General features: G+C 68.0%; 28 protein-coding genes. 10 read left to right on the forward strand and 18 right to left on the reverse strand.

Features of this window, described 5'->3' with window-relative positions; translation table 11 throughout:
* Positions 1-36: 36 nt before the first annotated feature.
* Both BM162_RS08270 and BM162_RS08275 read right to left on the reverse strand, forming a co-directional pair.
* Positions 37-759 carry a GNAT family N-acetyltransferase gene (locus BM162_RS08270; RefSeq protein WP_245759206.1) on the reverse strand — a complete coding sequence of 241 codons (723 nt, stop codon included), beginning with the start codon at positions 757-759 and terminating at the stop codon, positions 37-39.
* The gene (locus BM162_RS08275) at positions 756-1,487 is read right to left on the reverse strand and encodes a competence/damage-inducible protein A (RefSeq protein WP_093420296.1); all 732 of its coding nucleotides are present in this window, start codon (positions 1,485-1,487) and stop codon (positions 756-758) included. The genes BM162_RS08270 and BM162_RS08275 overlap by 4 nt, the downstream gene beginning before the upstream one ends.
* A 47-nt stretch (positions 1,488-1,534) precedes the next feature.
* Here BM162_RS08275 and sfsA point away from each other — a divergent pair, with 47 nt between their 5' ends.
* Complete coding sequence (gene sfsA, locus BM162_RS08280) at positions 1,535-2,290, forward strand: DNA/RNA nuclease SfsA (protein WP_093420298.1); 756 nt, start codon at positions 1,535-1,537, stop codon at positions 2,288-2,290.
* 25 nt (positions 2,291-2,315) lie between these two features.
* Complete coding sequence (gene map, locus BM162_RS08285) at positions 2,316-3,134, forward strand: type I methionyl aminopeptidase (RefSeq protein WP_093420300.1); 819 nt, start codon at positions 2,316-2,318, stop codon at positions 3,132-3,134.
* A 330-nt stretch (positions 3,135-3,464) separates the two neighbouring features.
* Here map and rsmD read toward each other — a convergent pair whose 3' ends face one another.
* Positions 3,465-4,037: a 16S rRNA (guanine(966)-N(2))-methyltransferase RsmD gene (gene rsmD / locus BM162_RS08290; protein WP_093420303.1), complete on the reverse strand. Its 573-nt coding sequence runs from the start codon at positions 4,035-4,037 to the stop codon at positions 3,465-3,467.
* A complete protein-coding gene (locus tag BM162_RS08295; protein ID WP_093420305.1) occupies positions 4,034-5,242 on the reverse strand; it encodes an NAD(P)/FAD-dependent oxidoreductase in 1,209 nt (402 codons plus the stop codon). The genes rsmD and BM162_RS08295 overlap by 4 nt, the downstream gene beginning before the upstream one ends.
* Positions 5,243-5,323: 81 nt before the next feature.
* Here BM162_RS08295 and BM162_RS08300 point away from each other — a divergent pair, with 81 nt between their 5' ends.
* Positions 5,324-5,812 carry a peroxiredoxin gene (locus BM162_RS08300; protein ID WP_093420308.1) on the forward strand — a complete coding sequence of 163 codons (489 nt, stop codon included), beginning with the start codon at positions 5,324-5,326 and terminating at the stop codon, positions 5,810-5,812.
* Between the two features lie 185 nt (positions 5,813-5,997).
* Here the strand turns inward: BM162_RS08300 and BM162_RS08305 are convergent, their stop codons facing one another.
* The 4 genes from BM162_RS08305 to BM162_RS08320 are packed head-to-tail and all read right to left on the reverse strand — an operon-like array spanning position 5,998 to position 8,755.
* Positions 5,998-6,291 carry a 4a-hydroxytetrahydrobiopterin dehydratase gene (locus BM162_RS08305; protein ID WP_439332824.1) on the reverse strand — a complete coding sequence of 98 codons (294 nt, stop codon included), beginning with the start codon at positions 6,289-6,291 and terminating at the stop codon, positions 5,998-6,000.
* Positions 6,291-7,469, reverse strand: a complete 1,179-nt coding sequence (locus tag BM162_RS08310) for a GNAT family N-acetyltransferase (protein WP_093420314.1) — start codon at positions 7,467-7,469, stop codon at positions 6,291-6,293. The genes BM162_RS08305 and BM162_RS08310 overlap by 1 nt, the downstream gene beginning before the upstream one ends.
* A gap of 57 nt (positions 7,470-7,526) precedes the next feature.
* Complete coding sequence (locus tag BM162_RS08315) at positions 7,527-8,294, reverse strand: glycerophosphodiester phosphodiesterase family protein (RefSeq protein WP_093420317.1); 768 nt, start codon at positions 8,292-8,294, stop codon at positions 7,527-7,529.
* Positions 8,291-8,755, reverse strand: a complete 465-nt coding sequence (locus tag BM162_RS08320; protein ID WP_093420319.1) for a RidA family protein — start codon at positions 8,753-8,755, stop codon at positions 8,291-8,293. Before BM162_RS08320 ends, BM162_RS08315 begins: the two co-directional genes overlap by 4 nt.
* A 224-nt stretch (positions 8,756-8,979) precedes the next feature.
* Between BM162_RS08320 and BM162_RS08325 the strand changes: the two genes are divergently transcribed.
* Genes BM162_RS08325 through BM162_RS08335 form a run of 3 tightly spaced genes read left to right on the forward strand, consistent with a single transcriptional unit; the run spans position 8,980 to position 10,725 of the window.
* Entirely contained in the window at positions 8,980-9,717 is a 738-nt protein-coding gene (locus BM162_RS08325) for an MlaA family lipoprotein (protein ID WP_093420322.1), read from the forward strand.
* Positions 9,698-10,315, forward strand: coding sequence for an MlaC/ttg2D family ABC transporter substrate-binding protein (locus BM162_RS08330; RefSeq protein WP_093420324.1), 618 nt, complete (start codon positions 9,698-9,700; stop codon positions 10,313-10,315). The genes BM162_RS08325 and BM162_RS08330 overlap by 20 nt, the downstream gene beginning before the upstream one ends.
* The gene (locus BM162_RS08335; protein WP_245759207.1) at positions 10,315-10,725 is read left to right on the forward strand and encodes a hypothetical protein; all 411 of its coding nucleotides are present in this window, start codon (positions 10,315-10,317) and stop codon (positions 10,723-10,725) included. Before BM162_RS08330 ends, BM162_RS08335 begins: the two co-directional genes overlap by 1 nt.
* Positions 10,726-10,734: 9 nt before the next feature.
* On the opposite strand, the gene BM162_RS08340 is transcribed toward BM162_RS08335, so the two are convergent.
* Positions 10,735-12,903, reverse strand: coding sequence for a transglycosylase domain-containing protein (locus BM162_RS08340; protein ID WP_093420327.1), 2,169 nt, complete (start codon positions 12,901-12,903; stop codon positions 10,735-10,737).
* A 268-nt stretch (positions 12,904-13,171) separates the two neighbouring features.
* Between BM162_RS08340 and BM162_RS08345 the strand changes: the two genes are divergently transcribed.
* Both BM162_RS08345 and BM162_RS08350 read left to right on the forward strand, forming a co-directional pair.
* Complete coding sequence (locus BM162_RS08345; protein ID WP_093420330.1) at positions 13,172-13,510, forward strand: P-II family nitrogen regulator; 339 nt, start codon at positions 13,172-13,174, stop codon at positions 13,508-13,510.
* A gap of 40 nt (positions 13,511-13,550) precedes the next feature.
* Entirely contained in the window at positions 13,551-14,891 is a 1,341-nt protein-coding gene (locus tag BM162_RS08350; protein WP_093420332.1) for an ammonium transporter, read from the forward strand.
* 73 nt (positions 14,892-14,964) lie between these two features.
* Here the strand turns inward: BM162_RS08350 and BM162_RS08355 are convergent, their stop codons facing one another.
* From BM162_RS08355 to smpB, 8 genes are all read right to left on the reverse strand, one after another.
* On the reverse strand, positions 14,965-15,348 hold the full coding sequence (locus BM162_RS08355; protein WP_093420335.1) for a rhodanese-like domain-containing protein: 384 nt from the start codon (positions 15,346-15,348) through the stop codon (positions 14,965-14,967).
* Positions 15,349-15,358: 10 nt separating this feature from the next.
* Positions 15,359-16,255, reverse strand: a complete 897-nt coding sequence (locus BM162_RS08360; RefSeq protein WP_439332825.1) for an MBL fold metallo-hydrolase — start codon at positions 16,253-16,255, stop codon at positions 15,359-15,361.
* 139 nt (positions 16,256-16,394) lie between these two features.
* Positions 16,395-17,591: a DUF3618 domain-containing protein gene (locus tag BM162_RS08365; protein WP_177215101.1), complete on the reverse strand. Its 1,197-nt coding sequence runs from the start codon at positions 17,589-17,591 to the stop codon at positions 16,395-16,397.
* Complete coding sequence (locus BM162_RS08370) at positions 17,581-17,991, reverse strand: phage holin family protein (protein ID WP_093420342.1); 411 nt, start codon at positions 17,989-17,991, stop codon at positions 17,581-17,583. The genes BM162_RS08365 and BM162_RS08370 overlap by 11 nt, the downstream gene beginning before the upstream one ends.
* A complete protein-coding gene (locus BM162_RS08375; RefSeq protein WP_093420344.1) occupies positions 17,991-18,557 on the reverse strand; it encodes a hypothetical protein in 567 nt (188 codons plus the stop codon). The genes BM162_RS08370 and BM162_RS08375 overlap by 1 nt, the downstream gene beginning before the upstream one ends.
* 148 nt (positions 18,558-18,705) lie before the next feature.
* Entirely contained in the window at positions 18,706-19,890 is a 1,185-nt protein-coding gene (locus BM162_RS08380; protein WP_093420347.1) for an amino acid aminotransferase, read from the reverse strand.
* A 1-nt stretch (position 19,891) separates the two neighbouring features.
* Complete coding sequence (sseA, locus tag BM162_RS08385) at positions 19,892-20,749, reverse strand: 3-mercaptopyruvate sulfurtransferase (protein WP_093420349.1); 858 nt, start codon at positions 20,747-20,749, stop codon at positions 19,892-19,894.
* 76 nt (positions 20,750-20,825) lie between these two features.
* Entirely contained in the window at positions 20,826-21,299 is a 474-nt protein-coding gene (gene smpB, locus BM162_RS08390) for an SsrA-binding protein SmpB (protein WP_093420352.1), read from the reverse strand.
* A gap of 381 nt (positions 21,300-21,680) precedes the next feature.
* Between smpB and BM162_RS08395 the strand changes: the two genes are divergently transcribed.
* Entirely contained in the window at positions 21,681-22,127 is a 447-nt protein-coding gene (locus BM162_RS08395; RefSeq protein ID WP_093420354.1) for an ion channel, read from the forward strand.
* On the opposite strand, the gene dapA is transcribed toward BM162_RS08395, so the two are convergent.
* Positions 22,120-22,995 carry a 4-hydroxy-tetrahydrodipicolinate synthase gene (gene dapA, locus BM162_RS08400; protein ID WP_093420357.1) on the reverse strand — a complete coding sequence of 292 codons (876 nt, stop codon included), beginning with the start codon at positions 22,993-22,995 and terminating at the stop codon, positions 22,120-22,122. The genes BM162_RS08395 and dapA overlap by 8 nt on opposite strands.
* 241 nt (positions 22,996-23,236) lie before the next feature.
* Here dapA and BM162_RS08405 point away from each other — a divergent pair, with 241 nt between their 5' ends.
* On the forward strand, positions 23,237-25,093 hold the full coding sequence (locus tag BM162_RS08405) for a lytic transglycosylase domain-containing protein (protein WP_245759208.1): 1,857 nt from the start codon (positions 23,237-23,239) through the stop codon (positions 25,091-25,093).
* Position 25,094 lies beyond the last annotated feature (1 nt).

The following is a 25,094-nucleotide window of genomic DNA, read 5'->3' on the forward strand; positions in this document are numbered from 1 at the left end:
TTGGAATTCCAAGTCGCCGGATGAGCGGTGATCCGCTCAATCGAGCAGGCGGTAGTGATAACGCGCGGCGGCCGTCATGCCGAGCGCGCGGTAGAGCGCATTCGCGGCTTCGTTGGCGTCGGTGACGGCCAGTGCCAGCGTTCCCGCGCCCTGCGCCTGCGCCCACTGCGCAGCCTGCACCATCATGTGCCGGGCTGCGCCCCGGCGGCGGCTCGTGGGCCGCACCTCGAGCGCGTGCACCATTGCGATGTCGCGGTGGACGGCGACGAAGGCGGTGCCGGCGGGTTTGTCGTCGGCGCGGCCCAGTACCGCCGTCTTCGGCCCGTCCGCACGCTCCATCACCGCCTGCCTAGCCGGGCCGATCCCGCCCTCGGCCCAGATCTCGCGCATGATGGCGAGCGGCTCCCACATCGTGAAGGCGGACAGGCGCGGGCGCTCCTGGTCCGCGAGCGGCCGCACGGGGCAGGCATAGAGCGTCACGGGATCGATGACGGCATAGCCGCGCACGTCAAGCAGGCGGTCGAGGTCGTCCTCGCCGGCGCGCACCTGGAACAGCCGTGTCTGCCCGAGATCAGTCAATGCGGCTTCGGCTGCCGGGATATCGCCCTCTCCGACAGGGCCCTCGGCGGTTGCCGCCGAGACGCGCTTGCCGCCGCCCTGCCCGTCGCGGATCATCCACGGCCCATGGCGGGCGGCCGCGGCGGCGGGCCAAGTCGCCTCCATCGCGGCGAGCAGCTCCGCCGCGTCCGGTGCCGTCACTCGGTCGCCCCGGGGAATGCGTCGGCCAGCCTCTGCATAGCGGCGTCGAGCGCCGCGCCGTCGGTGCCCCGGATCACGACGTTCACGCCGAAGACGCCGTCGCGGATGTAGGGGTAGGAGCCGAAGGAGAGGTCGGGATGCGCCTCGGCCAGCTCGCGCAGCGGGGCGGCGATGTCGCCCTCGCCGCGCTCGATCCGCAGTGTCTGGCTGAGCACAGGGTCGCCGCCGGTGATGGTCGGTAGGACCGAGGCGACCATGGCCTGGAAGACCTGAGGCACGCCGGCCATGACGTGTACGTTGCCGAGCGTAAAGCCCGGCGCGGCCGAGACGGGGTTGTCGATCAGCGTCGCGCCCTCGGGGATGCGCGCCATGCGCAACCGCGCCTCGTTGATCTGCGTGCCTTGCCGGTCGTAGTGCGCCTGCAGGATCTCGCGCGCGTCGTCGCGCACGTCGATAGGGGCGTCGAAGGCGCGGGCGATGCAGTCGGCGGTGATGTCGTCGTGCGTCGGCCCGATTCCGCCCGAGGTGAAAACGTGGTCGAACCGCCCGCGCAGGGTATCCACAGCCTCGACGATGGCGTCGGCGTCGTCCGAGACGACCCGGACCTCTCGCAGATCGACGCCGTGCTTGGTCAGCTCTCCGGCGAGGAAGTGCATGTTCGCGTCGCGGGTGCGGCCGGACAGGATCTCGTCCCCGATCACCAGCATGGCGGCGGTGGGGTTGGGCATGGCACCTCTCCTTGTCTGCGGACCACCTGCGGTATAGGTCGCGCGCCATGCGCTTTCAAACCCCACTCGTCCCCGGCCGCCTGATCCGCCGCTACAATCGCTTCCTTGCCGACGTGACGCTGGAGGAGACGGGCGAGGACGTGACGGCGCATTGCCCGAACCCCGGCGCGATGCTGGGGCTGCGGGACGCGGGCATGCGGGTGTGGCTGGAGCCGAACGACGATCCCCGGCGCAAGTTGCGCCACGGCTGGCGGCTGGTCGAGCTGCCGGGCGGGCATCTGGCCGGGATCGACACCGCCGTGCCCAACCGCGTGGTGCGCGAGGCGCTCGAGGCGCGGGCGGTGGCCGAGCTGAGCAACTACGGGACGGTCCGGCCCGAGGTGAAGTACGGCACCCGCAGCCGCGTTGATTTCCTGCTGAGCGAGCCGGGGCTGCCGGACGTATATGTGGAGGTGAAGAACGTGCACCTGCGGCGCCAGGGCGACTGGGCCGAGTTCCCCGACTGCGTGACGGTGCGGGGTGCGAAGCATTTGGCCGAGCTGTCGGCGATGGTCGCGGCGGGGCACCGGGCCGTCATGCTGTACCTCGTGCAGCGCACCGATTGTGGGCGGCTGCGGATGGCGAACGACCTCGACCCGGCCTACGCCGCCGCGTTCGACGCGGCGCGGGCGGCGGGGGTCGAAATGCTGTGCTACGGCACCCGGATCGATCACGAAGGCGTGCGGCTGGGCCACGCGCTGCCCGTGGACGACGCGCCGCAGTGCGGCGAGGGTGGCAAAACGGTGGCCGACGGAATAAATTGACAGCCGGTCAATCAAGGAGCCCCTCTTGGACACGAATCGCGGCCGTCTGACAAAAGACGGCATCCGCATCCACGATCCTTCGGACTTCGCCGGCATGCACCGCGCGGGTGAGCTTGCTGCGCGCATCCTCGACGAGATCGCGGAACACGTGGTTGTCGGCCAGACCACCGGTCGGCTGGACGAGCTGATTACCGAGTGGGTCGAGGCGGCGGGCGCGACCTCGGCCACGATCGGCTACAAGGGCTACGAGCACGCCAGCTGCATCTCGGTGAACCACGTGGTCTGCCACGGCATCCCGGGCGGCAAGGTTCTCAAGGACGGGGACATCCTGAACATCGACGTCACGGTGATCGTCGACGGCTGGTTCGGCGACACGTCTCGGATGTACGTGGCGGGCAGGCTCAGCCGCAAGGCCGAGCGGCTGATCCAGGTGACCCACGATGCCCTGTTCAAGGGGATCGAGGCGGTGAAGCCCGGCAACACCTTCGGCGACATCGGCCACGCCATCCAGAGCTTTGTCGAGGGCAACCGCATGTCGGTCGTGCGCGACTTCTGCGGCCACGGTCTGGGCCGCGTGTTCCACGCCCCGCCGAACGTGCTGCACTATGGCCGCCCGGGCACCGGGCCGGTGCTGGAAGAGGGCATGTTCTTTACCATCGAGCCGATGGTGAACCTGGGCCGGCCCGAGACCAAGGTGCTGGCCGACGACTGGACGGCGGTGACGCGCGACAAGTCGCTGTCGGCGCAATTCGAGCATTCGGTCGGCGTGACCGCCGACGGGGCCGACATCTTCACCCTGTCGCCCAAGGGTCTGTTCCACCCGACCTGGGCCGCGCTGGGCTGAGCGGCGGCCCGATCTTTCGTCTAAAGATCGGGAGGGGGCTGTCTGCCCCCTCTGCGCCCTGCGGGCGCATTCACCCCCGAGGATATTTAGAGACCGAAGATGGAGTGGGTGCGGCGCGGTTCGGATCCCGTCGTTCCATCTGGATGAGGAGTTCGGGCACGCCCGCGCGATCGGCGAGGATGTCGCCGATCAGGACGGGATGCGACGGAGCCGGGCGCCGCGGTGTGGCGCGCGCTCCGGCGCGGTGCGCGGCGAAGAGGTCGAAGAGAGACACTGTGCCGGGAAGCTGGGTCATGCCTCAGGCTATCGGTGTTCGCCCGTCCGGCCAAATCACGTTTCGTGCGGGTCGTGCCGCGCAAGGGTGACGATCGTGTCTCCGTAGCGGCGCTGGTCGAGGAGGGCGAGGCCGGCGGGGAGGGCGGGGGGCGCGTTTTCCTCCCAGACAATCATCGCGCCGTCGGCGATCCACCCGCCCGCCAGCGCCGCAGTCAGCGCGCGTTCGCCCAGCGTCTTGCCGTAGGGCGGATCTAGGAAGACGAGGTCAAAGGGCGGGCCCTGCCGCTCGCCCAGGCGGGCGGCGTCGCGGCGGGAGAGCTTGGTGACGCCCTGCGCGCGGCATTTCTCGACGTTCTGGCGGATCAGGGCGCGGGCCTTGGTGCCGTCGTCGACGAAGGTGGTGTGGGCGGCGCCGCGCGACAGCGCCTCGAGCCCCAGCGCGCCGGTGCCGGCGAAGAGATCGAGCACGCGCGCCCCTGTCAGCGCATCGCCGTGGCTGCCGTTGAGCAGAAGGTTGAAGATGCTCTCGCGCACGCGGTCGGTCGTCGGCCGCAGGTGCGCGCCGGCGTCGCCCTTGCCGACCGAGGCGAGCGCCGTGCCGCGCCACTGGCCGCCGATGATCCTCATTTGAGGAGCGACTTGAGGTCGGCGTCCGGATCCGCGACCGTCTCGGCGTTGGGCGACTTGCCACTCTCGATCAGGCGTTTGCCGATCATGTAGGCACGGCCGTCGTTCATAGCGTCCACGGCGATCAGGCGGTCGCCGGCATAGTACCAGTGGCTCGCCGCCTTCGGGTCGCCGCCCTTGCGCACGACGACGCGGTCGTAGCCGGTGTTGAGGCCGGCGATCTGCAGCTTCACGTCGTACTGGTCCGACCAGAACCACGGCTTCGGCTCGTAGGGCTGATCGGCGCCGAGCATGTTCTTCGCCACCGCCTCGGCCTGGTCGATAGCGTTCTGAACGCTTTCCAGCCGCAGCCGTGCACCGTCGCGCGGGAAGGAGGCGCAGTCGCCCGCGGCCCAGACATGCGGGGCCGAGGTGCGGCCGTATTCGTCGACACGGATGCCGTTCTCGACGGCGAGCCCGGCGCGTTCCGCGAGCTCGGTGCAGGGGGCGATGCCGACGCCAACGACGGCGAAGTCGATGTCGATCTCGGTGCCGTCGGTCAGGCGTGCGCCGGTTACGTCGGTGCCGCCGAGAAGGCGTTCGAGCCCCGCGCCCTCGCGGATGTCGACGCCGTGGTCATGGTGAAGCGCGCGGAAGTAGTCGGAGGTCTCGGGCGCGGCGACGCGGCTCAGGATGCGCTCGGCCATCTCGACCAGCGTGACCTTCAGACCCAGCTTCGCCGCCACCGCGGCGGCCTCGAGCCCGATATAGCCGCCGCCGACGATCAGCACGCGGCGACCCGGTTCGAACTTGTGCTTCATGCGGTCGACGTCGGCCAGCGTGCGGACACCGTAGACGCAGTTGAGGTCGCCGCCGATGGCGGCGGGCAGGCGGCGGGGGCGGGAGCCGGTGACCAGGGCAAGCTCGTCGTAGTGCAGCGTTTCCCCGCCGACCGTCACCGTCTGCGCATCGGTGTCGACGGCGGTGACCGGCTCGCCCAGCCGCAGGGCGATGTTCTTGTCGACATAGAAGCTTTCGGGGCGGAGGTAGAGGCGGCTCTCCTCCATCTCGCCCAGCAGGTACGCCTTAGATAGTGGCGGACGCTGGTAGGGCGGGACGGGCTCTTCCGAGATCAGGGTGACGTCGCCCTCGAACCCCTCGGCGCGCAGCTTGGCCGTGAGGGATGCGCCGGCCTGTCCGCCGCCGATGACCACGATATGCGTCATGCCCGTCTCTCCGCTGGTCAGGGGTGCGGGCGGACCCTATATCCGCGGCTGAACCGAAAGCAATCAAGGAAGGGACAGATCATGCCGATCGAGCAAGGACAGACTCTGCCGGGCGCGACGCTGGTGACCATGGGGCAGGACGGGCCCGAGCAGGTGCAGCTTGCCGACCGGCTGAACGGGCGCAAGGTCGTGCTGTTCGGCCTGCCGGGCGCCTTCACCGGCACCTGCACCACTGCCCATGTTCCGAGTTTCGTGCGCACGGCGGATGCGCTGAGAGAGAAGGGCGTGGACGAGATCATCTGCGTCTCGGTCAACGACCCGTTCGTGCTGGCGGCTTGGGGCGAGAGCACCGGCGCGACCGAGGCCGGTATCACCATGCTGGGCGACGCGGAGTCGGCTTTCACCAAGGCGATCGGGATGGACTTCTCGTCGCCGGCGCGGGGCATGATCGACCGCTCGAAACGTTACGCGATGGTGGTCGAGGACGGCGTCGTGACGACGCTGCAGGTCGAGGATAACCCGGGCGTGTGCGACGCGTCGGGCGGCGAGGCGATCCTGGCGACGATGTAAGGTCCGAAAAGGGGCGGGGCGGTGGCCCGGCCCGTCCCTCTGCGCGATTCGGTCGCGGCCACGCTAGACAAGCATGCCCTCAATGCTGTCATGCCCGCGTAAGCGGGCACTTCTTGCAGCGGCGCACTGGCGGCCTTCGTCGCCAATGGTGGGAGGTCTCCACTTGCGAGGGGGTGACAGGGGGATCATCCCGCCTGCTTGTCCATCCTCTTTGCCAGCTTCACGTCGTTCTCGGTCAGCCCGTCAGCGTCGTGGGTGGACAGCGTGACCTCGACCGTCTTGTAGACGTTTGACCACTCCGGGTGGTGGTTGAGCTTCTCGGCGTGAATGGCGCAGCGGGTCATCCAGCCGAAGGCCTCGACGAAGTTCTTGAACTCGAAGGTCTTGGTGATCGCGTCGCGGCCGTCGACCATGCGCCAGCCGGTGTCGAAAAGCGGCTTGAGCATCTCGTCGCGTTCTGCGTCGGTCAGTTTGGGCATCAGTCCTCCGTCATCGTTTTGCGGAACGGGCCGTAGCTGGTGAGGATCTCGATCTCCTCATCCACGGCGTTGCGCTCGGCCTCGAGGTATTGCTGCACCGCCTGCGCGAACCCTTCGTCCGCCATCCAGTGCAGCGAGTGCGTGGGCACCGGCAGGTAGCCGCGCGCCAGCTTGTGCTCGCCCTGCGCTCCGGCCTCGACCCGCTTCATGCCGTGGGCGATGGCGTAGTCGATGGCCTGATAGTAGCACAGTTCGAAGTGCAGGCAGGGGTGGTCCTCGACGCAGCCCCAGTAGCGGCCGTAGAGCGTGTCGCGGCCGATGAAGTTCAGCGCGCCGGCAACGTAGCGCCGGCCGTCCTCGGCCAGCACCAGATAGACGTCGTCGCGCATCGTCTCCTGCACGAGGTCGAAGAACTCGCGCGTCAGATAGGGCGTGCCCCATTTCCGCGCGCCGGTGTCCTGGTAGAAGCGCCAGAAGGCGTCCCAGTGCTCGGGGCGCAGGTCGTCCCCGGTCAGCCCCACGATGCGCCCGCCGAAATCCTGCGTCGTGCGCCGTTCTTTCCGAATGTTCTTCCGCTTGCGGGACGAGAGCGAGGCGAGGAATGCGTCGAAGTCGGCGTAGTCGTGGTTCACCCAGTGGAACTGCTGCGTGGTGCGGCGCAGAAGGCCCATCGCTTCGCCCGCGATGGCCTCGGCCTCGGTGCAGAAGGTGGCGTGGAGCGAGGAAAGCTCGTTGTCCGCCGCGATCTGCACCGCCCCCTGCACCAGCGCCGCCATGCCGGTTTCGTCCCAGCCGGGCTTCGTCAGGAAGCGGCGGCCGGTGGCCGGGGTGAAGGGCACGGCGATCTGGAGCTTGGGATAGTAGCGTCCGCCCGCGCGCTCGTAGGCATGGGCGAAGGAATGGTCGAAGATGTATTCGCCCTGGCTGTGGCCCTTGGCGTAAGCCGGCGCGCAGGCGATCACCTCTCCGTCCGCCTTCGCCACCAGATAGCGCGGCTGCCATCCGGTGCCGCTCCCGACCGAGCCGCTGTCCTCGAGCGCCTTGAGGAAGCGGTGCGTGGTGAACGGGTCGATCGGACGTCCCCCCGCCGCCTCGGGGCAGGCGCATGCGTCCCAATCGCCGGGGGCGATCTGGTCGAGCGAGGTCAGGACGTTGATCTCGATCCGGGTGTCGCTCATCGGGAAGGGGAGGGCCTCAGTGTCACGTCCTTCTACTTGGCACCGTGCGCCCGGCCGTCAAGCGGTCGGAAACGCGGCATCGTAATGCTCGAACGTGATGTTCTGCGCGATGCGGCGCGCGGCGGCCTCGTCCTCGGGCGACCGGATCGTCCAGGTCAAAAGCGCTGCGCCCGCGTCCTTCAACTCGGCCACGCGCGGCATCGCCAGATCCCGGTGACCGTGGCTGATGAAGCAGGCTCCGACACGGTCGTAGTCGGGGATTTGAGCCAGTTCCTCCAGCCGCTCGGGCGGCAGCGGCCAGTCCCCGGGCCGGAAGGCGCAGGTGGTCAGCCCGCGCGGCACGTCCGGCAGAAGCTCGGCCATGGCGGCCATGCTGTGCGGGTTGAACGACATCAGCGCCAGGGGGCCGCGGTAGTCCGCGATGAGTTTGGCGGCCGCCCGTTCGAGGGCGCCGACATGGGAGCCCATCGCGCCGTCCTGGTCCTTCACCTCGACCAACAAGGGCGCGCGCCCGTCCACCAGCTCCAACACCTCGGCCAGCGTCGGGATGCCGGTGGTGCCGCCGGTCAGGCGAATTCCCGACAGCTCTTCGGCGGTGCGGAGACGGATCGCACCCGTCTCGTCAGTCAGGCGATCGAGATGGTAGTCGTGGAACACCATCGGCACGCCGTCCGAGGACGGCTGAAGGTCGATCTCGATCCCGTAGCCACGCTCCACGGCGGCCATGATCGCCTCGCGGCTGTTCTCGGGCCGGCCGCCGTCGCGGTCGTGCAGGGCGCGGTGCGCGATGGGCGCGCCGAGGAACACGTGGGGAAACGTCGTCATCGAACCTGGAAGATCCCTTCGATTTCGACCGCGACGCCCATCGGCAGAGAGGCTGCGCTGACCGCCGAGCGCGCGTGCCGCCCCTTGTCGCCCAGAAGCTCGACCATCAGGTCCGAGGCGCCGTTGATCACCTTGGGCTGGTCGGTGAAGTCGCCGGTCGAGTTGACGAAGCCCGTCAGCTTCACCACCCGCACAAGCCGGTCAAGGTCGCCACCGCAGGCCGCGCGAACCTGCGCCAGCAGGCTCAGCGCGCAGGCGCGGGCGGCCTGCGCGCCGTCCTCGACGCTCATGCCGTCGCCCAGCTTCCCCCGGATCAGCTCGCCATCCTGCATCGACACCTGCCCCGAGACGTAGACAATGTCGCCGGCGGAGATGAACGGGACGTAATTGGCGGCCGGGGCGGGGGCGTCGGGCAGCGTGACGCCCAGGTCGGCCAGCCGCGCTTCGATGGGTCCGGGCATGAAAGGTCTCCTCGGGTTGAAGTTGCCGCGACGCTAGACGACCCGGCCCGGAACGCAAGGGGCCGAACGTGCCGCAGGGTCGTTCACCTTTACGTTGATCCGCCACCTGCTGTTGTGGCCCTTCGCCGGCTTCACTATCGTTCTGCATTCGGCGACCCTGCGCTGCGAGGCGGAGTGCAAGCCGATGAGATATCGCTGATCACGACCCACGGTGACCCTTCCAGATGAGCCAGCCTGTCCAGATCGCCCGGCTCGGTGCCGCTCTTGCCCTTGCGGCATTCGTGGCCGGCTGCGGCCCCACCACGACGCCCGAGGGCGTCAACGACGTCTACGAGCCGACGAACCGGAAGGTATTCGGCGCCAATCAGAGCTTCGACTCGGCCTTCGGCGGCGGTGGGAGCGGCCCCGACGTGCCGGGTCCGCTGGCTGCGGCGACGGCGAACCTGGCCTCGACCGTGCAGGCGCCGAGCCACGTCGTGAACGACGTGCTACAGGGCGATGTCGAGGACGCGGTGCACAACTCGTTCCGCTTCGCCATCAACGCGACGCTGGGCGTGGGCGGCATCTTCGACCCGGCCTCGTCCTTTGGACTGGAAGAGCGCGAGAACGATTTCGGCCGCACACTGGCCGTTTGGGGCGTCGATCAAGGGTCGTACCTCGTGCTGCCGGTCATCGGGCCGTCCAGCCAGCGCGACCTGGCCGGCATGGTCGTCGACTTCGCGATCAACCCGGTACGCTACACCCTGCCGGTCGAGGAACAGTTCTGGACGCTGGCCGTGCGCGCGGGCGACGAGGTGTTCGACCGGCTGCGGTACTCCGAAAGCTACGACTCCGTGCTTTACGACAGCGCAGACCCCTATGCGCAGGCGCGAAGCATCTATCTGCAGAACCGAAACTTCGAAACGTCTGGTGACGAGGCCGATGATGTCTATATCGACCCCTATGAAGACCTTGATTTCTGATACCCCGACTCGCCGCGGCGTGCTCGCCGGTCTGGGCGCGGTGGCCGCGCTGGGGCTGACCGGCCGTCCCGCGCTCGCGCTGAACACGCAGGAGGCGGCGGGCCTGATCTCGTCGCTGGTCGCGCAGATCAACGCGGTCATCAACTCGGGCCGCTCCGAGTCGCAGATGATCGATGAGTTCGAGCGCATCTTCCTGCGCTACGCCGACGTGCCGACCATCGCACGCACCGCGCTCGGGCCGGCGGCGCGCAGCGCCTCCGCCGGCGAACTTCAGGCTTACACCAACGCCTTCACCGGCTACATCGCGCGCAAGTACGGCAAGCGCTTCCGCGAGTTCATCGGCGGCGAAATCGCGGTGAAGTCGGCCCGCGCGGTGAAAAGCTTCTACGAGGTCCGGTCGACGGTGAACCTGCGCAATGAGGCGCCGTTCGAGGTGGTGTTCCTTGTCTCCGACCGCTCGGGTCGCGACCTGTTCTTCGACATGTACATCGAGGGCGTGAGCCTCCTGAAGTCCGAGGCCGTCGAGATCCGCGCGATGCTCGACCGCAATCGGGGCGACGTCGGCGCGCTGGCCGCCGACCTGCGCCGGGCCGGCTGATGCGGCTGCGGCGCGGCTGGACGGCCGCCTTGTGTCTTCTGGCATCCCCCGCCCTCGGGCAGGGGGCGTTCGACGGGCTCTACATGCCGTCGCCCACGACCGACTGCTCGGTCAGCGGAGTCGAGGGCGGGGCACTGCGCATCGAGGAGGGCGTGTTCTACGGCGTCGAGAGCGAGTGCCGCATGACCCAGCCGGTCGACGTGCGGGACATGAACGCGCAGCTTTTCGACATGGAGTGCGAAGGCGAGGGGCTGGAGTGGACCCAGCGCGCCTTCGTCATGGCCGCCGCCGACGGCGGGCTGGTGATGGCGTGGGACGGCTTTGCCTTCAAGTACGACCGGTGCCCCGACGGTGCGCTGACCGGCACCGTCACGCGCGCCGATGAGATCGGGGTCACCAACGGCGAATGAGCGGCCTGCTCAGTTGCCCAGGATCTCGCCAAGCACATCCAAGATCACGCGCTCGACAACGTTGTCCCCCTGCTCGCGCCGCGGCTGACGCGGCGCGGCGTTGCGACTGTCGGCGGCCCGTTCGCTGTTGGCCGTCATCGGCACGGGCGGGTCCATCGGCAGCGGGCGGGGCGGCAGGCCCTCGTGCACGCGCTCCATCGTCTCGCGCCAGATCTCGGCGGGCAGCCCGCCGCCGGTGACGCCGGTCAGCGGGGTGTTGTCGTCGTAGCCCATCCAGACGCCCGCGACGTAGTCAGCGGTGAACCCCAGGAACCAAGCGTCCCGCGCCGCCTGCGTCGTGCCCGTCTTGCCCGCCGCCTCGCGCCCCGACAGCTTCGCGCGTGCGCCGGTCCCGCCGTCGACCACCTGGCTCATCATGTAGACGAGTTGCCGCGCGGCCTCGGTCGAGATCACGCGCTCGCCCAGCCCCCCGTCCTGCCCGATCAGCGGATCGTCGTCGCCCTGGAGAGTCAGCTCGGTCAGGCCGTACGGGTCGACGGACGTGCCGCCGTTCAGGATACCGGCATAGGCGCCCGTCATCTCCAGCAGGCTCGACTCCGAGGTCCCCAGTGCCAGCGCGGGGCCGTTGGCGAGCGTGCTGTCGATGCCGAAATCCTCGGCCACCTTCTTCACGTTGTCGCGGCCCACCGCTTCGCTCACCTTCACGGCGGGGATGTTCAGCGACTGCTTCAGCGCCTCGGTCAGCGTCACGCGGCCGTGAAACCGGTTGTCGTAGTTGCTGGGCGACCACGGGCCCGAGCCGGGGATCCGGATGGTCAGCGGCTCGTCCACCACCGTGTCACGCGGAGAGTGCCCCAGCTCGAGCGCGGTGGCATAGACGAACGGCTTGAAGGCCGAGCCGGTCTGCCGCTTGGCCATGACCGCACGGTTGAACTGGCCGGCCACGCCCTTGAACTTGCGTCCGCCGACCATGGCGCGCACCGCGCCGTCCGCCGACATCACAACGATCGCGGCCTGCGCCTTCGAGCCGTCGCGGACCTTGTTCTCGAACACGGCGCGCAGCGCGCCCTCGGCCGCCCGCTGGATGGCGGGGTCGAAGGTCGTGCGCATGATCACGTCCTCGGTCGTGTCGCTGCCCACGAAGGGCGGGGCGGTGTCGATGACCCAATCCGCGAAATAGCCGCCGGCGCGCGCCTCGGCCGCCTCGGACAGGCGGGCGGGGTGGGCGAGCGCGTAGTCGGCCTGCGCCTCGGTTAGGTAGCCCTGATCCTCCATCAGCCCGAGGATGACCATCGCGCGGTTCTGACTTCGCTCGAGATTGTTGGTGGGCGCGTAACGTGTCGGCGCGACCAGCAGGCCCGCCAGCATTGCGGCCTCGGCCGGCTCGACCTCGTTCGCGGACTTGCCGAAATAGCGCTGCGCCGCCGCTTCGAACCCGCGCGAGCCTGCGCCCAGGAAGGCGCGATTGACGTAGATCGTCAGGATCTCGTCCTTGGTATACTTTGTCTCCATCGCCAGCGCATAGACGGCTTCCTTGATCTTGCGCCAAAGCGAGGTCTCGCGGCAGTCGCTCTCGTACTCGGTCTCGTTCGCCCAGACGTCGGGGTCGTACGGCACGCCGAGGCACAGAAGCTTCGCCGTCTGCTGCGTGATGGTGGAACCGCCGTGGCCCGACAGAGGACCGCGCCCCTCTCTCAAGTTGATCCTGATGGCACTGGCGATGCCGACGGGATCGACGCCGGGATGGTTGTAGAAACGCTTGTCCTCGGTCGCGACGATGGCGTTCCGCAGGTGCTCCGAGATCGTGTCCGCCGTGATCTGCCCGCCAAACTGTTCGCCGCGCCAGGCGAAGATCTCGCCATGCCGGTCGAGTAGCGTCACCGATCCGCGCGAACGTCCGTCCAGCAGGGCGTGCGCCGGTGGAAGCGTGGTATAGACATAGAAGACGGCGGCACCGATCAGCAGGCCCACGACCAGCGCGCTGCGCCAGGCTAAGCGCCAGACCAGCCCGAACAGCCAGCGAAACAGCGCGCCGAGCAGCCCCAAGGGGCCACGCCGGCGCGAAGCGGCCTTGCGGCGCGCCGGCTTCCGTTTCGCCTTACCGGTCATTTTCTGCGCCTTGCGTCCTGCCCGACGGTCCGCCACGAGGGGCGGCTTCTTTTTGCCGGAACGCTGCATTCCCGGTCCCCGCTGCCTGCCTGCTGCCGCTGACCATACAGGTAGGGGCGGAGGATGTGGATACGAAGCCGGCCTCGCCTGACCATTTTATGATCTGCTCAATAAATGTGCGCGTGGATATGATTGTGCAAAAATTGTGCAACATGCCTTGGAATCCGCCCGTCGCGTCACCCCCTCGATCTTGAGTCGTCCGCCCGCCCGCCGCCTTTTGCGAAGCGTGAACTCTCTGCGGCGTGCCCCGGTCGCCGCTCAACGGAAGGGGACAGACGTGAAACTGATCATTGCAGCGATCAAGCCGTTCAAGCTCGAGGAGGTGCGCGAGGCGCTCACCTCCATCGGCGTACGCGGCATGATGGTGACCGAGATCAAGGGCTTCGGCTCGCAGTCCGGCCACACCGAGATCTACCGCGGCGCAGAGTACGCGGTGAATTTCGTGCCGAAGGTGAAGCTGGAGATCGCGGTGGGGGACGCGATGGCCGAGCAGGTCGTCGAGACCATCGCCACCACCGCCAAGACCGACAAGATCGGCGACGGCAAGATCTTCGTCCTCGACGTGGAGAGCGCCATGCGCGTGCGCACCGGCGAAACCAACGAAGAAGCGCTGTGACCCGGCGCTGAAAGTTCCTGAGACACAGAGGGGAAACTCTATGAAACTGAAATCCTCGATCGCTTTGGCGGTGCTCGCCACCGCGGCGACGGTTCAGCCGGGCCTTGCGCAGGAGGCGGCCGTGCTCGTGGACGAGACGCCGCTGAACACCGAGATCGGCTATATCTTCACCACGTTCATGTTCCTGGTGGCCGGCTTCCTGGTGTTCTGGATGGCCGCGGGCTTCACCATGCTCGAGGCCGGGCTGGTGCGGCAGAAGAACACGACGATGCAGCTCATGAAGAACATGGGCCTCTTCTCGCTCGCCGCGATCATGTACTACCTCGTCGGCTACAACCTGATGTACCCGGGCGATGGCTGGGCCATCGACGGCTGGCTCGGCGCTTTCTCGATTGCCTCGCTCGAGCCGGTGGGCCTGGCCGACACCGAAACCGATCTGACCTATGCCTCCGTCGGTTCGGACTTCTTCTTCCAGCTGATGTTCTGCGCCACCACCGCCTCGATCGTGTCGGGTGCGCTGGCCGAGCGGATCAAGCTGTGGCCGTTCCTGATCTTCGTCGTCATCCTCACCGGCCTGATCTACCCGATCCAGGCAAGCTGGAAGTGGGGCGGCGGCTACCTCGACTCGGCGCTGGGCTTTCAGGACTTCGCCGGCTCGACCGTCGTGCACTCGGTCGGTGGCTGGGCCGCCCTGGCGGGCGCGCTGATCCTCGGGCCGCGCATCGGCAAGTACAAGGATGGCGGGGTGCACCCGATGCCGGGCGCGAACCTGCCGCTGGCCACGCTGGGCACGTTCATCCTGTGGCTAGGCTGGTTCGGCTTCAACGGCGGCTCGCAGCTTTACATGGACACCGCGGGTAACGTGGCCGACATCAGCCGCATCTTCGCCAACACCAACACCGCCGCGGCCGGCGGTGCCATTGCTGCGCTGATCCTGACGCAGGTGCTCTACAAGAAGCCGGACCTGACCATGGTGCTCAACGGTGCGCTGGCGGGCCTGGTGTCGATCACGGCCGAACCGCTGACCCCGTCGCTGGGCGCGGCCACCCTGATCGGCGCCGTGGGCGGCGTGATCGTGGTCTTCACGGTGCCGTTCCTCGACAAGTTGAAGATCGACGACGTCGTCGGTGCCATCCCGGTGCACCTCTTCGCCGGCATCTGGGGCACGCTGGCCGTGGTGCTGACGAACGACGCGGCGACCTTCATGGGGCAGCTTCTGTCGATCATCATTGTCGGGGTATTCGTCTTCGTAGTCAGCGCCGTCGTTTGGGCCGTGCTGAAGGGCGTGATGGGCATCCGCGTCAGCGAAGAAGCCGAGATCACGGGCCTCGACGTGGGCGAACTGGGTATGGAAGCCTATCCGGAGTTCGCGAAAGGCTGATCCCGGACCAATCGCAAGAAAGAGGCCCGGGCGCAGATCGCGCCCGGGCCTTTTCACGATCCGCCGTCGAACTTCAGCTCTTGCCCGGCACCCGCTTCGGCGCGCCGGTGGCCATGTCGGTGCCGATGTGCGGAAGCCCGGCCTGCTTCCAGCCACCGAAGCCCCCTTCCATGTGGGCCAGGGGCTGAATGCCCTTCGCCAGGCAGCTGTGCGCGACCTTGCCCGAGCGCGCGCCCGAGCCGCAGTAGAAGACCAGCCGCTTGCCCTGCTGCGAGGGAAGCTTGTCGGGATCGACGAACGACATCGGCAGAAGCATCGCGCCCTCGACATGCTCGAACATGTACTCCTGCGGCGTTCGGACGTCGATCAAGGCGATCTCGCCTTTTCCGTAGGCCTCTGCCACCTCTTGCGGCGTCCAGGTTTCAAGCGTGCCGTGCTCGGTTTGCTCCGTCTTCATCGTGTCCTCCTCAGAACTTGTTCGCGGGGATCTTGAAGTAGCTGTTGCCGTCATCCTCGGGCTCGGGCAGGCGGCCGCCGCGCAGGTTTACCTGAAGCGCGTGCAGCATCCGGTCGGGAAGGGCCAGCGTCGCGTCCCGCTCGTCGCGGATCTTGCGGAAATCCTTCTCCGTCACGCCGCCGCCCAGGTGCTTGTTGTGCGCCTTGTGCTCGGCCACCGTGGCTTCCCACGCCGGGTCCTTGCGGTCGCCTACGGGCGGATAGTCGTGGCCGACGAACAGCCGGGTATCCTCGGGCAGCGCCAGGATCTCCATGAGCGAGCGATAAAGTTCGCCCGAGTCGCCTCCGGGGAAGTCGGCGCGCGTGGTGCCCGCGTCGACGTGCATCAGCGTGTCGTGCACAAAGGCCGCGTCGCCGACGACGTAGGTGATCGAGCCCAGCGTGTGCCCGGGCGAGAACATCACCCGGATCTCGAGCTCGCCCAGCGGGATCGTGTCGCCCTTCGCCAGAAGCCGGTCGAAGTCGCGGTCGGGGTCGAAAGCGCCGGGAGTGTTATAGATTTTCTCCCACAGCTTGGCGATCTCGCGCACCTTCTCGCCGATGGCATTGGGCGCGCCGGTCTGCTCTTTTAGCCAGGCCGAGGCCATCATGTGGTCGGCGTGTGGGTGGGTGTCGAGCACCCACTGCACCTCAAGCCCCTCGTCGCGCACGTAGTCGAGGACTTCTTGCGCGCTGTCGGTGCGCGTGCGCCCGTGTTCGGGGTCGAAGTCCAGGACCACGTCGATTAAAGCGGCCTTCTTCGTCGCCTCGTCGACGACGACGTATTGAATGCTGCCGCTGTCGGCCTCGTAGAAGCCGGTGACGCGGGGCGAGCCGGGGCCCGTCGAGGGACTGGTGCGGGTGAACATGGCAACCTCATTGCTTGCGTTATTCATATTAGCAAAACGGAATATAATGAGATGGCGGACCGATACAAGGCGCCGTCCTGCCGCACGAGAAAGGGCGCCCGACCGGGCGCCCTTCCATGTCTTCGCGGCACGGGCACGGTCACGACTTGACCGATCCGCCCACGTTCTTGTCCTTGGCCTCTTCCTCGGCCTTGTCGCCGACCTTGTCGACGGCGTCGCGCGCCTTGGAGCTGACGTCCGAGGCACCTTCCTTCACGTCCTTCTTGGCCGTGTCGGCGACCTCCTGGGCCTGCTTCTTGGCCTCGTCGGCGGTGGCGCGGGCCACGTCGGCGAGCTTGGCGCTTTCTTCCTCGTAGACGCGCTGCGCCTCGGCGAAGAGGTCGTCGCGGTATGCGCCGAACGCCTCGTCCTCCCGGCGGGTCGAGGGAAGCATGCCGCCAATCGCGGCACCCACCGCCATCGCCAGCGCACCGGCCACCAGCGGCTGCTCTTCGAAGAAGTCGCCGGCCTGGCTGCTGCCGCGGCGCGCCATGTACTCGGCCCGCACCTGCGCCTCGTAGGCGCGGTTGCGCGCGGCGATCACGCGGCGGCGCGCCTCTTCGTTCATCTCGTGCGTGCCGTCGGCGATGCGCTCGCGCAGGCTGTGCGCCGACGACCGTAGGCGCGCGCCGTAGCCCCGACCGCGGGCCTTCGCGCCCTCCCAGCGACCTTCCGCCTCGTGCGCGTAGCCGCGGGCCCGGGCCTTGGCCCCTTCCAAGCGGCCTTCGGCGTCGTGCTTGGCGCCTTCAAACCGTGCTCCGGCCTGACTGGCGTATCCGCGGGCACGCGCCTTGGCGTTGGCGCCACCGATTTCGGCTGCACGGCGGTGTTCGCGCACGCGCTCGGCCACCTCGTCCCAGGGCGAATCGTGTCCGCCCTCGGTTCCGGCGCCGGGATACGGCGTGCCGGCTGGTACGGGACCACGGGGCGGAACCCGGTCCACCGGATCCATGCCGGTATAGCGCGTGTCGCCGCCGCCATAGGTCGGGTACATGCTGCTGTGGCCGCGCTCGTAGTTGTAAAGGTCGTCGCGCTCGGAGTTGCGCGACATGGAATAGGCTAGCCACGCCAGTCCCAGACCCGCGATGGCGAAGCCGGTCGGGTTGCGGCGCACGGTGCGGCTGACGGTATAGGCGATGTCCGAGCTGCTGGCGCTCAGGCTTTCCATTGCGTCACCCATCACGCCGTCGAAGGACATCTTCTCCTGAAGGTCGTGCATGGTGCGCGAAAGGCCGGAACGCTCTTCCTCGATCTCGCGCTCGATCTCTTCGGGTGTGCGGACATGATCAACGGGCATTCTCGGTTCCTCTGATTGCTTCGGCGTCCTTGCGGACATTGTCGGCGACGCGCTTGGGCGCGATGCTGATCTCGCGCAGCTCGTTCAGTCCCTTGCGCGCCATGAGATAGGCGATGAAGAAGTAAACCACGCCGACGATGAGAGCGGCCCAGCCGGGCTCGAGCCCCAGTTCGACGAGCCCCGCGACGATGGCGGCGCTGACGACGTCGAGGCCGGTCAGGACCACGACGACCGCAGCGACCAGAAGGCCGACCGCCACACCGGCATGATTGAGGCTTTCATTCACCTCGGCCCGCACGAGGTCAATCTCCTTGCGGAACAGGCCGTTGATGTGGCCCATGGCGTCCGAGAGGAGCTGCGCCGTCGTGCGGTGGTGCTTCTCGTGCTCGGTGTCGGCCATCAGACAGTCCCTCCGGGCGTCGGCGCGGGACGCGGCGGAGTGGTGCCGACGGGGTCGACGTCTCCGACCGGGCGCGGCGGGTACGGATCGCTCGGGCGGCGCATCGGCGGGCCGGCGGTATAGCCGTCATCGTGGTGCGCGCTGGCCTTCAGGAAGCGGCTCGCCGCGAAGCCCAGAAGGGCCGCACCGCCCAAAAAAGCCACCGGGTTGCGGCGGGCGAAGCCGGTCAATTCGCGGCCGATCTCGGTCACGTCCATCTCGCGCATGCCGTCGGCGGTCTCGGCCAGCCCTTCAGCCATGCGACCGATCACGCGCTCCTGCGGGGTACCGTCGCGCAGGTCGTCGGACGCCTTGCGCAGGGCCGAGGCGACCTTCCCGGTCTCGTCGGCGGCGGCGTTCTTGTAGTATTCGCCCTGTTGCCAGGCGCGGTCGCGCGCCTCTTCGGCCATCTCGGCGGCCTTGGCGCGGGCCTCGTCGGCCATGTTGTGGGCGCTGGATTTCGCCTTGTCGGCGGTAGCGCGGGCTTCGTCGCCCAGCGTTTCCTTTGTCGTCTTCTCGTCTGCCATGACATCTCTCCTCGTCCAGGCGTTTGACGCACGGCTTGTCGGCAGCGTCGCGCTGCGGCCGTTCGGTGCGTCAACTCTTGGAGAGGGGGAGATGGTTCCCTGCGCCCGACCGAATCGGGTCGGGCGCAGGAGGAGAACTGCCGACGGCTCAGACGCCCGCGTCGACGATCGCCTGTGCGAGGATCGGGACCGTCTTGGCGTTCAGCCCGGCGATGTTCATGCGGCTGTCGCCAACCATGTAGATGCCGTGATCACGGCGCAGCGCCTCGACCTGCTCGGGCGTGGCGCCCAGGCGCGAGAACATGCCGCGGTGTTCGGCCAGGAAGTCGAACCGGTCCGAGTTCGACCGCTGGCGCAGCTCCTCGGCCAGTTGCTTGCGCAGGGCCAGCATGCCCGTGCGCATGTCCTCGAGCTCGGCCTTCCAGTCGGCAGTCAGCTTGTCGTCGTTGAGGATGGTCATCACCAGCCGCGCGCCGTGGTCCGGCGGGAAGGAATAGTTCTGCCGGTTGAGGTAGTTCAGGTTGCCCTGCACCGTCGGCTGCGCCTTCGCGTCGGGCGAGATGGCGATCAGCAGGCCCGCCCGCTCGCGGTAGATGCCGAAGTTCTTCGAGCAGCTCGCCGCCACCAGCATCTGCGGCATGCGCGACGCCAGCAGGCGCGTGCCCGCCGCGTCGGCCTCGAGCCCGTCGCCGAAGCCTTGGTAGGCGATGTCGATCAACGGGATCGCGCCCTTCGCAAGCAGGTGATCGGCAACCTTGCCCCACTGCTCTTCGGTCAGGTTGGCGCCGGTCGGGTTGTGGCAGCAGCCGTGCAGCAGCACCACGTCGCCCGCCTTCACGCCTTCGAGGTCGGCCATCATGCCATCAAAGTCCACCTGCCGGGTGGCGTTGTCGAAGTACGTGTACTCAGCCATCGGCATCTTCATGAACTTGATGATCGACAGGTGGTTCGGCCAGGTCGGCTGCGACACCCAGACCGTCGCCTCTGGCGCGGCCATGCGGATCAGCTCCATCGCCTGCCGGATCGCGCCGGTGCCGCCGGGCGTGGCGATGGCCGAGGTCCGCTCGCTCTCGACCGAGGTGCCGAGGATCAGCTTGCCCAGAGCCTCTGCGTAGGCGGGATCGCCGGCCAGCCCGGTATAGGCCTTGGTCGTCTGCGTCTCCCACACCTGCTGCTCGGCTGCCTTCACGGCGCGCATTACGGGGGTCACGCCCTCGGGGTTGCGGTAGACGCCGACGCCGAGGTCGATCTTGTCCTCGCGGGGATCCTCGCGGAACATCTGCATCAGCATGAGGATCTTATCGGCGGGTTGGGGGCTCAGCTTGTCGAGCATCTCATTTCTCTCCGGTAGCGACCCTGAGGTCGTTGTACATGCCCCATTCCGACCACGACCCGTCATAAAGTGCGTGGTTCACGTGCCCGATCCGGGCGAGCGCAAGGTTGATGATCGCCGCCGTCACCCCCGACCCGCAGGTGGTGATGACCGGCTTGTCGAGGTCGACGCCCGCCTCGCGGAATACCGCGCGCAGGGCCTCGGGGCTTTTAATGGTGCCGTCGTCGTTCAGGAGCGTGCGGTAGTGCACGTTCTTCGAGTTCGGGATGTGGCCGGCGCGCAGTCCCGCACGCGGTTCGGGTTCGGCGCCGGCGAAGCGGCTGGGGGCGCGAGCGTCGAGGATCTCGTGATCCCCGATCTTCGAGGCTTGCGCCACCTGCGTGACGTCCTTCATCAGGTGGTTCTGGCGCGAGGTCGTCATGTGCCGGTCGCGGATGACCGGCGCCAGGTCCTCCTCGGGCCGCCCCTCGGCCTGCCACTTGGCGAACCCGCCGTCGAGCACCGCGACGTCCGTCTTGCCCATCAGCTTGAACAGCCACCACACCCGCGCAGCCGAGAACAGGCCCATGCCGTCGTAGACCACCACCTGGTGCCCGTCGCCCACGCCCATGGCGCGCAGGCGGCTCATGAACTTTTCGGGCGGCGGCGCCATGTGCGGCAGGTCCGACCGGTTGTCGCTGATTTCGTCGATATCGAAGAAACGGGCGCCCGGGATGTGCGCGGCCTCGTACTCGGCCTTTGGATCACGTTCCGCGTCGGGCAGGTACCAACTGGCGTCGAGGATACGGATGTCCGGGTCGGACAGGTGCTGGGCAAGCCAGTCGGTCGAGACCAGCGTGGTCGGGTCGTCTGCGGCCATGGGCCTCCTCCGGCAGGGACGGCGCTGGCGAATGCCTAAACGCCGCCGCGCGCGGTGGCAAGGCCGGGCCCCGGCCTCAGCCCTGCTCCTTGAGAAGCCGCTGCTTCTGGCGCTGCCAGTCGCGCTTGGCGGCGGTCTCGCGCTTGTCGGGCGCCTTTTTGCCCTTGGCGATCCCGATCTTCACCTTCGCGATGCCCTTGTGGTTGAAGTAGAGCACCAGCGGCACCAGCGTCATGCCCTTGCGCTGCGTGTCGTTCCACAACCGCGCCATCTCGCGCCTGTTGACCAGCAGCTTGCGCCGGCGCCGGTCCTCGTGCCCGAACATCGCCTGCTCGTAGGGCGCGATATCGGCGTTCACCAGCCAGAGCTCACCGTTCTCGACCGCGGCGTAGGACTCCGCGATGTTCGAGGTGTTCTGGCGCAGCGACTTCACCTCGGACCCGGTCAGGACGATGCCGCATTCGAGGTCGTCCTCGATGGCATAGTCGTACCGCGCCCGCCGGTTCTCGGCGATCACCTTGTAGTTCGGGTTGTCCTTGGGCTTTGCCATGCCAAGCGAGATAGAGGTTGGAGGAGGGGGGATCAAGCGGAGGCCGAGGCGCGAAACTTTACTTTCTGTAAGGGAGTTGGCAGCATACTTCATGTCTGCGGAAGTAACGCTCTGGGGGATCACCTCCCTAATGCCCCCGCAGAGTTGCAGCTCTGCGGGGGCGACCCGTTCCCGGCTCGGCGGCCGAGTCCGAGTCTCGCGATGGCGACGAGAAGCGACAGGGCCGCAATCGTCACCATCCATCTGCGGAAGCTCCGCTCACTCAAGGCGATCACCTCCTTCCACCGCGAGGGTTCACGGTGGCTGCAGGATGCAGGATCAGGGTTAAGCGGCGCTTAGCCACGGTTGACCCACCCGGCCCACCGGTGAAGCATCCGACACATGTTCCTGCAGATCGCGATCGCCACAACACTGATCCTGCTCACCATCGTCGTCGGGGCAGGCGCCTTCTGGGCGCTGGAATGGCTGCTGAGCGTGCGGCAGAAGTGGCTCCACCGGGAACCGCATGGACCGAAGCTGATGCTGGTGCTGTGCCTGTCGGTGGTCTGGACGCTGGCGATGATGACTGTCTGCGTCTGGATCTGGGCGCTGTCGCTGTATGCCCTCGGCATCTTCACGACGATGGAGGCGTCGGTCTACTTCTCGCTCGTCGCCTTCACCACGCTCGGCTTCGGCGACATTCTCCTGCCGCAGGAATGGCGGCTGCTGGGCGGCATGGCCGCAGCCAACGGGCTGCTGAACTTCGGCCTGCTGACCGCCATGCTGGTCGAGGTGATGCGCAACGTGCGGCTCGGCCAGCGCCAGAGCCGCACGAAATCCTCTAGCTGATGAGCCCGGCGTGAATCATCGCGTCCTTGATGGCCAGTCGCGTGCCCTCGGTCAGCGGGGTCAGCGGCAGGCGCACCTCGTCCGAGCACAGGCCCAGAAGGGAAAGTCCGTATTTCGCACCGACGAGCCCCGGTTCGAGGAAGATCGCCCGGTGCAGCGGCATCAGCCGGTCCTGGTATTCGAGTGCGGTGGCATAGTCGCCGCGCAGCGTCGCCTCCTGGAACTCGGCGCAGAGTTTCGGCGCGACGTTCGCGGTCACGCTGATGCAGCCGCGTCCGCCCTGCGCGTTGAAACCGATGGCCGTGGCGTCCTCGCCCGAAAGCTGCAGGAACTCCTTGCCGCAGGTCATGCGCTGCAGGCTCACCCGCGCCAGATCGCCCGTCGCGTCCTTCACGCCGATGATCCGGGGCAGCTTGGCCAGCTCGCCCATCGTCGCCGGTGACATGTCCACGGCCGAGCGGCCGGGGATGTTGTAGATGATGATCGGCAGGTCGGCGGCGTCGTGCATCGCCGTGAAGTGCGCGATCATGCCCGCCTGCGTCGGCTTGTTGTAGTAGGGCGTCACCACCAGCGCCGCGCTCGAGCCCACGCGCGCGGCGTGCTCCATGAAGCGCACGCCCTCGGTCGTGTTGTTCGACCCGGTCCCGGCGATCACCGGCACGCGGCCCGCGGCGGCCTCGACCACGGCCTCGATGACCTGCTCGTGCTCGGTGTGGGTGAGCGTGGGGCTTTCGCCCGTGGTGCCGACCGGCACCAGGCCGTGGCTGCCCTGCTCGATATGCCACTCGACCAGCTTCTTCAGCGTGTCGAAATCCACTGCGCCGTCCTTGAACGGCGTGACCAGGGCGGGAAGGGAACCCGTGAACATGACACGCATCCTTTGCTTTGACTTCAGGTGGAGAATCCGACTGCGAATCCGCGGCGGACCCTAGCGATGACGCCGCACCTTGCCAAGTTTGTGAGTTGCTCCTTCGCTGCCTGCGCATACTCTCCGCCACATGCGACTCTCAGCCCTTATCGCCCTCGTCCTGCCCCTCCTGTTCGCTCAGCTTCCGGCGGAGCCCGCGCTCGCGTCGGAAAGCGCGCTCGCCCATGCGATGGGAGAGGCAATGTCCGAAGTTCGCCGCGGCGACTGGAGTGCGGCGCAGACGCATGGTCGCGACGCCGGGCCGGTGGGGCGCGACGTGGTGGAGTGGCACCGCCTGCGCGCCGGCCGGGGCACGTTCGACGAGGCGCTCGACTTCCTGGCGCGCCGGGGCGACTGGCCGGGCCTGCCCTACCTGAAGGAGCAGATGGAAAAGACGCTGCCGCTGACCGGCAGCGGCCCCGACGTCATCGTCTTCTTCTCCGAGACCGCGCCCGAAACGGCGCATGGGGCGCTGGCGCTGGTCCGCGCGTTCCACGAAATCGGCGCCGAGGGCGACGCGCAGGCGCAGGCGGCGATGGCCTGGCTGAACCAGACCCTGACGTTCGAGGTCGAAAGTGCGCTGCTCGCTCTTTATCCCGACGTGCTCGAGCCGTTGCACGAGGCGCGGCTGGACATGCTGCTGTGGCGCGGTGCGTCGAACGCCGTCCGCCGCATGCTGCCGCGCGTGGATGACCCCGGATGGACCGCGCTGGCCGAGGCGCGCATGGCGCTGCGGGCCGAGGCGCTGGGCGTCGACGCGCTGATCGACGCCGTGCCCGCCCGACTGAAGAACGATCCCGGCCTCGCCTACGAACGCTTCCGCTGGCGGATGAGCAAGAACCGCGACGACTCCGCGCGCGAACTTCTGGTCGGGCGCAGCGCCCGGCCCGAGTTGCTGGGCGAACCGGCCCCGTGGGCGCGGTTTCGCGGCGACATGGCGCGCGACCTGATGCGGGATGCCGAGTACGAGGAAGCATATGCCGTCGCCGCCGCGCACCACCTGCCTCCGGGCGCGGATCATTATTCCGACCTCGAGTGGCTTTCCGGCTACTTGGCCCTGCGCTTCCTCGACGCGCCGGACAAGGCGCTCGAGCATTTCCGCCACCTGCGCATCGCTGTCGACACGCCGATCAGTCTGGGCCGCGCCGGGTACTGGGAGGGCCGGGCGCACGAGGCGCTGGGCGACGACGAGGCCGCGCAGCAGGCCTATGCCTTCGGGGCCGAGTACCAGACCAGCTTCTACGGCCTGCTCGCGGCCGAGCGGGCGGGCCTGCCGCTCGACCCCGCGCTGACCGGGACCGAGAGCTATCCCAGCATCTCCGAGGCCGCCTTCCGCGACAGCTCGGTGCTGGAGGCGGCGCTGCTGCTCCAGGCGGCGGGCGAGCGTGACCTGGCCGAGCGCTTCATGGTCCACCTGGGCGAAGTGCTCAGCGAAGCCGAACTCGGCACCCTTGCCACGCTGGCCGAGACGCTGGGCGAGCCGCACATCGCGCTGCGTGTCGCGAAACAGGCCGCGCGAATGGGCCATACCCTGCCGCGCCCATACTTTCCTGTCATCGACCTGGGCGTGGACAACCTGCCGGTGCCGGTGGAGCTGGCCCTCGCCATCGCCCGGCGAGAAAGCGAGTTCGACCCGGGCGTCAGCAGCCACGTCGGCGCCGGAGGGCTGATGCAGCTGATGCCCGGCACCGCGCGCGAGGTCGCGCAGCGGCTGGGCCTGTCCTATACCCGCGAGCGGCTTTACTCCGACCCGGCCTTCAACGCGACGCTTGGCACCGCCTACCTCGACGGGCTGATCGAGCGTTTCGGCAACAATCCCCTGCTGGTCTCGGCGGGCTACAATGCCGGGCCGGGGCGGCCGATCCAGTGGATCTCGCGTTTCGGGGACCCGCGCACGCCGGCGGTGGACGTGATCGACTGGATCGAGCACATCCCGTTCGACGAAACCCGCAACTACGTCATGCGCGTGGCCGAGTCTCTGCCCGTCTACCGCGCGCGGGTGTCGGGCGAGACGCCGCAGGGGCCGCTCGAGTTCACGTCCGAACTCAAGGGCAGCTAGG

Origin of the sequence: Tranquillimonas alkanivorans (genome assembly GCF_900115595.1) — a bacterium.
In the GTDB taxonomy this organism is placed as follows: domain Bacteria; phylum Pseudomonadota; class Alphaproteobacteria; order Rhodobacterales; family Rhodobacteraceae; genus Tranquillimonas; species Tranquillimonas alkanivorans.

Coding starts and splice junctions, on each gene's coding strand:
- rsmD (WP_093420303.1), bottom strand. CDS start 4,037: ATGAGGATCATCGGCGGCCAGTGGCGCGGCACGGCGCTCGCCTCGGTC.
- BM162_RS08320 (WP_093420319.1), bottom strand. CDS start 8,755: ATGCCCGGACCCATCGAAGCGCGGCTGGCCGACCTGGGCGTCACGCTG.
- BM162_RS08325 (WP_093420322.1), top strand. CDS start 8,980: ATGAGCCAGCCTGTCCAGATCGCCCGGCTCGGTGCCGCTCTTGCCCTT.
- BM162_RS08380 (WP_093420347.1), bottom strand. CDS start 19,890: ATGCTCGACAAGCTGAGCCCCCAACCCGCCGATAAGATCCTCATGCTG.
- BM162_RS08305 (WP_439332824.1), bottom strand. CDS start 6,291: ATGCCCAAACTGACCGACGCAGAACGCGACGAGATGCTCAAGCCGCTT.
- BM162_RS08365 (WP_177215101.1), bottom strand. CDS start 17,591: ATGCCCGTTGATCATGTCCGCACACCCGAAGAGATCGAGCGCGAGATC.
- sseA (WP_093420349.1), bottom strand. CDS start 20,749: ATGGCCGCAGACGACCCGACCACGCTGGTCTCGACCGACTGGCTTGCC.
- BM162_RS08360 (WP_439332825.1), bottom strand. CDS start 16,255: ATGTTCACCCGCACCAGTCCCTCGACGGGCCCCGGCTCGCCCCGCGTC.
- BM162_RS08355 (WP_093420335.1), bottom strand. CDS start 15,348: ATGAAGACGGAGCAAACCGAGCACGGCACGCTTGAAACCTGGACGCCG.
- BM162_RS08375 (WP_093420344.1), bottom strand. CDS start 18,557: ATGGCAGACGAGAAGACGACAAAGGAAACGCTGGGCGACGAAGCCCGC.
- BM162_RS08350 (WP_093420332.1), top strand. CDS start 13,551: ATGAAACTGAAATCCTCGATCGCTTTGGCGGTGCTCGCCACCGCGGCG.
- sfsA (WP_093420298.1), top strand. CDS start 1,535: ATGCGCTTTCAAACCCCACTCGTCCCCGGCCGCCTGATCCGCCGCTAC.
- BM162_RS08315 (WP_093420317.1), bottom strand. CDS start 8,294: ATGACGACGTTTCCCCACGTGTTCCTCGGCGCGCCCATCGCGCACCGC.
- dapA (WP_093420357.1), bottom strand. CDS start 22,995: ATGTTCACGGGTTCCCTTCCCGCCCTGGTCACGCCGTTCAAGGACGGC.
- BM162_RS08335 (WP_245759207.1), top strand. CDS start 10,315: ATGCGGCTGCGGCGCGGCTGGACGGCCGCCTTGTGTCTTCTGGCATCC.
- BM162_RS08310 (WP_093420314.1), bottom strand. CDS start 7,469: ATGAGCGACACCCGGATCGAGATCAACGTCCTGACCTCGCTCGACCAG.
- BM162_RS08300 (WP_093420308.1), top strand. CDS start 5,324: ATGCCGATCGAGCAAGGACAGACTCTGCCGGGCGCGACGCTGGTGACC.
- BM162_RS08330 (WP_093420324.1), top strand. CDS start 9,698: ATGAAGACCTTGATTTCTGATACCCCGACTCGCCGCGGCGTGCTCGCC.
- BM162_RS08295 (WP_093420305.1), bottom strand. CDS start 5,242: ATGACGCATATCGTGGTCATCGGCGGCGGACAGGCCGGCGCATCCCTC.
- BM162_RS08405 (WP_245759208.1), top strand. CDS start 23,237: ATGTCCGAAGTTCGCCGCGGCGACTGGAGTGCGGCGCAGACGCATGGT.
- BM162_RS08275 (WP_093420296.1), bottom strand. CDS start 1,487: ATGCCCAACCCCACCGCCGCCATGCTGGTGATCGGGGACGAGATCCTG.
- smpB (WP_093420352.1), bottom strand. CDS start 21,299: ATGGCAAAGCCCAAGGACAACCCGAACTACAAGGTGATCGCCGAGAAC.
- BM162_RS08370 (WP_093420342.1), bottom strand. CDS start 17,991: ATGGCCGACACCGAGCACGAGAAGCACCACCGCACGACGGCGCAGCTC.
- BM162_RS08340 (WP_093420327.1), bottom strand. CDS start 12,903: ATGCAGCGTTCCGGCAAAAAGAAGCCGCCCCTCGTGGCGGACCGTCGG.
- BM162_RS08395 (WP_093420354.1), top strand. CDS start 21,681: ATGTTCCTGCAGATCGCGATCGCCACAACACTGATCCTGCTCACCATC.